This window comes from Pseudoflavonifractor sp. An85, from assembly GCF_002161235.1.
In the GTDB taxonomy this organism is placed as follows: Bacteria; Bacillota; Clostridia; order Oscillospirales; family Oscillospiraceae; genus Enterenecus.
The window spans coordinates 82,019-88,975 of the sequence record NZ_NFHE01000010.1 but is presented as its reverse complement, the minus strand read 5'-3'; the positions used below and the strand labels follow the sequence as shown (position 1 = coordinate 88,975).

The 6,957-nt window shown below is 60.2% G+C and carries 5 protein-coding genes; all 5 read right to left on the bottom strand.

Annotated elements, in window-relative coordinates:
* Positions 1-224: 224 nt before the first annotated feature.
* The gene (locus tag B5G37_RS06750) at positions 225-3,770 is read right to left on the bottom strand and encodes a S8 family serine peptidase (RefSeq protein WP_087255770.1); all 3,546 of its coding nucleotides are present in this window, start codon (positions 3,768-3,770) and stop codon (positions 225-227) included.
* Positions 3,767-4,570 (bottom strand): PT domain-containing protein, encoded by an 804-nt coding sequence (locus B5G37_RS15865; RefSeq protein ID WP_087255768.1) that lies wholly within the window; start codon positions 4,568-4,570, stop codon positions 3,767-3,769. The genes B5G37_RS06750 and B5G37_RS15865 overlap by 4 nt, the downstream gene beginning before the upstream one ends.
* Positions 4,571-5,029: 459 nt before the next feature.
* Positions 5,030-5,569 (bottom strand): GNAT family N-acetyltransferase, encoded by a 540-nt coding sequence (locus B5G37_RS06740; protein WP_158099363.1) that lies wholly within the window; start codon positions 5,567-5,569, stop codon positions 5,030-5,032.
* Positions 5,570-5,595: 26 nt separating this feature from the next.
* Entirely contained in the window at positions 5,596-5,958 is a 363-nt protein-coding gene (locus B5G37_RS15860; protein ID WP_275532976.1) for a branched-chain amino acid transport system II carrier protein, read from the bottom strand.
* On the bottom strand, positions 5,945-6,940 hold the full coding sequence (brnQ, locus tag B5G37_RS06735) for a branched-chain amino acid transport system II carrier protein (protein ID WP_275532975.1): 996 nt from the start codon (positions 6,938-6,940) through the stop codon (positions 5,945-5,947). Before brnQ ends, B5G37_RS15860 begins: the two co-directional genes overlap by 14 nt.
* Positions 6,941-6,957: the final 17 nt, after the last annotated feature.

The window sequence follows — 6,957 nt, the reverse complement described above, 5'->3', positions numbered from 1 at the left end:
GACTGTCTCACCTGAAACCTTGCCTCTCCGAGCCGCTTCACTTATGCTGATCTGTCCCTTGAGATAATCTCGTATAATCTTGATCTTTTCTTCTACACCTAACTTTTGCTTCCTTGGCACGACAATGCTCCCTCCATGATTGACAGTGTTTTATTTCACTGTCTCTCATAGAGGGAGCATATCAGATGCCGTCCGGGCTTTTCCTCATCAGACGCTGGGAGGCGTCAGGGCGTGGGCTGGGTGGGGGCGCTGGTTTGGGTCATATCCATGGTGTACTGGGACAGGTTCATGGCATAGTCTCCCAGCACTACAGCGAAGTGGTCGCCCAGTTTGGACACGTCATAGGTCTGGGTCCACACCAGGTTGCCCTGCTCGTCCCGGGTGGCCTGGGCATCGTCCGCCCCGTGCCGTTCCAGAGGCTTGCCGCTGGCGCTGTCCAGGAAGGTCACACCGGCCACAGACAGGTTGTCCCGGAAGGTGAGGGTCAGCTGACGCTGGCCGTTCTCGCCCTGGGTGGCCTGGGCGGAGATCAGTTCGGGGGCTGCGGTGTCCACGGTGAGCTCCAGGGTCTTGGTCTGGGGCCGGGCGCCGGGGAAGTCCAGGGTGGCGGCAATGTTCAGGGTTACCTTGGTGTTGTTGGGCAAGGGCTGACCCTGGGCATCGGTGAACTGGTAGGTGGGCTTATAGACGTGGGGGATGCACAGGTTCTCCGAGGGCACGAAGAAGGTTTTGGGCACGTGCTGGGTGGAGTCGGTGAAGTACACTTCCCCGGTGTCGGTGTTGGAGTAGGTGAAGGTGAGGTCGGCGGCGTTGCGCAGCAGGGAGACATACATGCCGTCCAGGTAGTCGCAGGAGCCGTCGCCATTGGGGGAGATGGAGACATGGCGCAGGTCAAAGGCCTCGTCCACGAAGGGGTTGGCGCCGGGAATCCACTGGGAGGCCTTGCCGCCCATCTGGGTCCACACCGCGCTCATGTACTGGTTGTAGAAGGTGTTGTCCTTGTCCCCCCAGAAGAAGCCACGGGTGTCGGGGTTATTGTTGTCGCCGTCAAAGATGGGGGCCTGGGTCCAGTCCCCGTAGAAGCCCAGATAGGGCAGGGACAGGTCGGTGCCATTGGCGTTCAAAGCGGTGAGGAAGGTAAAGCCCTCCACATAGCCGCCGTTGGGGTAGTTGTTCTGGAAGAAGGCCTTGTCGGTGTCCGCCAAGGTCACGGCCACATGGACGGTCTGGGTGGCACCAGCCTTCACCTCCACCGCCTTGGCGCTCAGGTTGGCATTACTGTCCAGGTCCACCAGGGCGTTGAGGTAGGCCTGTACGTCGGCCTGGTCCACCGTCTCGTCCCCGTTGGTGTTGTAGCGGAAGGTGACGTCGGACCAGTTGGCGTCCTGGGCCTTGCCGGCCACGGCGGCCTGGTAGATGAGGTAGGCGTCGTGGGAATCGCACTGGCCGCTGCCGTTGAGGTCATGGGTCAACACCAGGGCATCGGTGTTCTCGGTGGTCACCGCGTCCAGGGCCTTGGGAGCGCCGGACATAAAGGTGCGCCCGTCGGCCTGGGTGACATCTTCGGACTGGGCCACGGTGGTCAGGTGATAGTACAGGGGGGTGTCGCCAAAGTTGGTGACGTGGAAGTCAAAGGCGTAGGCGCCGGTTTTCTGGGCGTCGTCACCCAGCTGGGCCTTGGGCACGTCGCTGCCGTCCACGCTGAGGTAGGCTTTGGTGCTCACCGAGGCGTAGGCGTTGGCCAGACCTGCGCCCTGCTTGCGGGGGGAGTAGTAGAGGCCGTTCTGGTTTTGGTACATCAGGGGGGTGGAGGTGCTCATGAGCAGCGCCCGGACCAGGGAATTGGTCTTGGCTCCGTCGGTTTTGCCCAGACCGTCGGGGGACAGAGCGTACTGCTTGACCAGGGCGGAGATACCGGCCAGGTTGGGAGAGGCCATGGAGGTGCCGCTCATCAAACCATAGGTGCCCTTGTCGGTGGTGGAGTAGATGTTGCCGCCGGGAGCGGTGAGATCCGGCTCCAGGGTCAGAGAGGGGGTGACACCCCAGGAGGAGAAGTCGCTCATCTGATAGGCGGTGTCACTGGCGATGAGGGTCTGATCCGCCCCCACGGAAATGGTCAGGTTGGGGTTGGACGCCAAAGCGGAGAGCAGGTAAGCGCCGTCGGACATGGTCAGGGAGGCGCAGGGGATGGTGGACTTGCTCTGGCTCAGGTCCATGGTAATGGTACCGGCCTGGTTGTTGTAGATGAAGCAGCCCACGGCCCCGGCCTTTTGGGCGTTATCGTACTTCTCGGTGAAGGCGATGACACCTCGCTGCACCAGGGCGATCTTGCCCTTGACGTCCACCTGGGCAAAGTCCTCGGCGCTGCCCGCCCCGGGTACGGCCACCACCTGCTGGGGGGTACCGGCCAGGGAGTTGAAGGGCTGGTTGGTGCCGCTGGCACCGTTTTGGTAGGCGATTTTGTGGTCATCCCCTACGGTGATGTAGTCGGACATGGTGTAGGCGTTGTCCACGCTGGCCACCGACAGGGCGTTGGCGTAGGCGCCGGGGGTGCCCAGAATGGCGTTGTCCGGGTTGGAGGTGAGGTTGGCGTTGTGGCCAAAGGCGTTGCCATATCCGGCGGTGTAGGCGTTACCGGCGGAGATGCACAGCACGGTGCCGGTGTCCGCCACCCGGTTGAACACTTGGTTGACCCAGTCGGCGTCGGTGGTGAAACCGGCGTTGGCGCCCAGGCTCATGTTCACCACGTCCGCACCCAGCAGCATGGCGTCCTCCAGAGCGGCCACCCAGTCCTGGGTGTAAGCGCCGCCCTTGACGCCAAACACCTTCATCACCAGCAGCTGGGCGTTGGGAGCCACGCCCACCACCTCGGACTGGGCCACCTTGTTGGCCGCAGCAATGCCGGAGACGTGGGTGCCGTGGTCGCCCTGCTTGTCGTTGGCGTGGGTGACATCCAGGCTGTCGTCCACATAGTTGTAGCCGAAGGGAACCTTGGTGTTGCGGTAGAGCTGCTCGGCCTTGAGGCCCTGGAAGCGGCGGTAGGCGTTGAGGTTTTTCAGCACTCCGGCCACATCGTTCTGGGTCAGGCTGGCATCGGTGAGCACGTTGTCGGGGAGGGCGGCAAAGTTCTGGTGGGTCATATCCAGACCGGTGTCGATGACGGCGATTTTCATGCCGTTGCCGTTGTACCCCTTGGCCCAGGTGCTCTCCCGGCCGATCATCACGCCGTCGGAGATGGTGGTGGGGTAGGCGATGCCGGGCTGGGTGGCGCAGGGCTGATAGACGGTCTGCATGACCACCTGGCGTACCCCGTCCACCGCCTCGATGTCCGCCATTTTTCCATAGGGGATGGTGGCGGCCACGCCGTTGATGAGGTAGCTGTACTGGTAGGTCACGGACAGGGAGTCCCCGTCCAGGGCATTTTGCTCGATGTCGGCAATGACCTCGTCCTGGGAGGCTTTGATCTGGTCCATCTGCTGGGCGGTTTCCTCGCTGTACCGGGCAGCGGGATTGGCCTCCACCACGCTGTCTCCGTCCATGACAATGATGACCCGCACATCCTCATCGGGAGCGGGAGCCGCGGCCAGCTGGTCCTGTTCCACGGCATCCTGCCGGGTCAGGTCCAGAGTTTGGTCGGGGGCATCCACTTGGCTAAAGGCCACATTGGAATCGCCGGTTTGGGCGGCAAACGCGGCGGAGCGGGTGCCCACCGCCGTGGATACGGTAAGGCTCAGGGCCAGGGCCAGAGCCAACCAACGCTTGTGTTTCATTCTGCATCCCTCCTTTTGTTTCTTGCCACCACAGCCAGGCCCAGGCCAGCGGCACAGGCCACAGCCAGACCCAGATAGAGGATCAGGTTGGCGTGGTCACCGGTGGAAGGCTGCTTTTGCTCCGATCCAGTGGCCGGGGTCTGACCATCATCACCGCCGTTGGGCTGAGCAGGCTGCTGACTGGGGGATGCGGTGGAGGGGGCTGTGGGCGCCCCTGTGGGTTGGGCAGTGGGTTGCGTGGTGGGCTGGACCGTGGGTTGAGCGGTAGGCTGCATGGTGGGTGCGGCGGAGGGCTCCACCGGCGGCTGGGTGGGCTGGGGCTGTGTGGCGGAGTCCTTCACCACGGTGACGGCCTTTCCGTCCCAGGTGCTGGCAGTGCCGGAGATGGAGAGGTCACCGGCGGCCACAGCATCCGCTTTCGCCTTAAAATTCACCTGGAACAGGGCTTCGGTGCCGCCCTGGACAGCGTTGGCGTCGGAGGCCACCCAGGAAATGCGTACCACGCCGTCCCCGGCCTTGCTGTCGTTGACGGCGTGCATGGCCACGTGGGGCTTGTACTGCTCCTGAGCACCCTCAAAGTCACAGCTGACGTAGGTCAGCTTGTTGGGGTCAAAGGTCACCTGAATGGCGCCGTCGGTGACCGCGGCGTTGGTTTCCATCACCGCCGCAACGGCACCGGAGCTCTGTTTCAGCTGCGCCCACAGGGCGTTTTCGTTGGCAGCCAAGGCGGAACCGGCCAGGACTGCACACACCAGCGGGGCAGCCAGAAGCAGACTCATGACTTGCTTGATGCGTTTCATTGACATCCTCCTCTTGTGTGAATCGTTGTATTGCAAAAGACACAAGCCTGTCCGGCCTGCTTCCACACCCACGCCCTCTCTCACAGGCGGGAAACCAAAAGCCCGGGGCTTGTCCCTGATACAAACCTGAAAATTCCAAATTCCACAAAATAAGTCTTAAAAATTCCTTAATAAACGGAAAGAACGGAACTTTTTAGTCAAGATAGAGGATAATTTAACATGGTAGCGTGGTTGATGTCAAGAGAAGTTCCAGGAAAATGTCCACGTGTGGAGAAAGTTTGTCTATTGTGCAGATACAACCAGGAGCAAGAAAAAGGCCAAGCCCCATCTGGTGGTTCCAGGTGAGACTTGGCCTTAGGTTTATCGATTATACTAGCACTTTACCACGGAAAAGAAAAAATATGGGATTTCCAGTTGGAAATGGAGTGTCTCCCGTGGGTGGACGATTTGGGGGGTGTGTCAGCCCAGAAGGGCATACATCACCACATCCATCCAGCGGCCATCCTTCCCCAGAAAGAAGTCGTGCAAGACTCCTTCCGGAACCATGCCCAACTTTTCCATCACACGTCGGGAGGCGTGGTTTTCCACACAGCATTTGGCCTGGATGCGGTGGAAGCCCACCTCATTTCGCAGATAGTCCAGGACAAGCCCAGCGGCTTGGGTGGCATAGCCGTTACCCTGAACCCGTTGGCCCACCTTCCAGTCCAGTTCACACCAGCGGTTGCGGGAACTGAAGTCGTCCACAAAGATCTCGCCCACCACCTGGTTGCTGCTCTTTTCTACTATGGCCCAGTAATAGGTCTCGGGGTTGGCGTATGCTTGCTTTGCTGTGGAGAGCCAGTCATATACCTGCTGTGGAGTACGGGGTTCCTGGCTCAAATAGCGGTAGGTGGCGGGGTCGGTAGCCCAGTTGTTCACGCAGCTGTCCACATCGGACAGTTGGAAGGGGCGGAGAAGCAGACGCTGGGATTGGAGAAGTTGGGTGCCTGTATGGTGCACGAGAATCCCACCTTTCTGGGGATGATTTAACTTGCCAAGTTTCCTGCGTTCCGATTCATGGGCCAAAAGGGCAGCAATCCAAGGCACACTCCCACCAGGGCGGGGACCAGCCACCCCAACCCCAGGGCATAGAAGGGAAGATACTGCTTGGCCAGCTGGGTCAGCCCAAAAGAGACCCCGGCGGTGTCCAGAGCGTGGACAAAAGAGGCAAGGAAGGCCATGACCATGCCGCCTATGTACACCATGCGCCGGTGGGCAATGTAGGTTTTGAAGAAGGACAGGAGGATGAGCACCACGCTCACGGGGTAGATCATCATCAGTACCGGCAGAGAGAAACGAATGAGCTGGGACAGGCCCACATTACTGATGACAAAGCTAAAGAGACACACCGCTGCGGCCATCTTCTTGTAGGAGACAGAGGGAAACAATTCGGTGAAATAGTCGGAAAAAGGAGGTGGTCAGGCCGATGGAGGTGGTCAGGCAGGCCAGCAGCACCGCCAGGCCCAGCACCAGACCACCCACCGGACCGAACAGGGAGGAGGTCAACGCGTGGAGCAAGGCCCCGCCGTTGGCAAAGGAAGTGGCGGTGATGGCCCCGGCGTAGGAGAGCATGAAGTACACCACAGACAAAAACAAGGCGGCTCCAATGCCGCACAGGACGGTGTATTTCACAATGCTCTTCTTGTTCTCCACCCCGTAGCCCTTTAAGGCGTTGATGACGATGATGGCAAAGGCCAACCCCGCCGGGCCGTCCAGGGCCAGATACCCCTCCATCATGCCTTTGAAAAAGGGAATGGAGTTGTAATCCTGCTGGGGAGCGCCCAGAGTGCCATACTGGATGGTGTCGGTTTGGACGGGATCGGTGAACACACAGCCCAGGAAAATGACCAGGATACTGATGAGCAAAATGGGGGTCATGTACCGACCCACCACATCCACCACCTTGCTGGGGTTGCTGCTCAGGTAGTAGGTCAGGGCGAAGAAACACCCGGTGAACAGCAGGGAGAAGGCCCAGGTATAGTTCTGGGGGATGTAGGGCAGCAGGGCCAGCTCAAAGGAGGCGCTGCCGGTGCGAGGCAGGGCAAACAGGGGGCCAATGAGCAGATAAATGCCCACAGAGAGGAATACAGCGAACTTTTTGCTCACCAAGGAACCCAAATCGCTCATGGAGGAGCCCACCAGCACCACCGCGATCATGCCCAAAATGGCAATGCCAGCGTCGGTGAGGATGAAGCCCGCCAGGGCGGCCACAAAGTTGGTGCCCGCCAGCTGACCCATGGCCGGGGGAAAGATCATATTTCCCGCCCCGAAGAAGATGGCAAACAGGGTCAGGGAGACGGAAAGCAGTTGTTTGAGATTGAGTTTTTTCATAGTGAGTTCCTTTGTAT

What these genes read in the sequence shown, in the direction of transcription:
- B5G37_RS06750 (WP_087255770.1), bottom strand. Translation starts at nt 3,770, where the DNA reads ATGAAACACAAGCGTTGGTTGGCTCTGGCCCTGGCCCTGAGCCTTACC.
- B5G37_RS15865 (WP_087255768.1), bottom strand. Translation starts at nt 4,570, where the DNA reads ATGAAACGCATCAAGCAAGTCATGAGTCTGCTTCTGGCTGCCCCGCTG.
- brnQ (WP_275532975.1), bottom strand. Translation starts at nt 6,940, where the DNA reads ATGAAAAAACTCAATCTCAAACAACTGCTTTCCGTCTCCCTGACCCTG.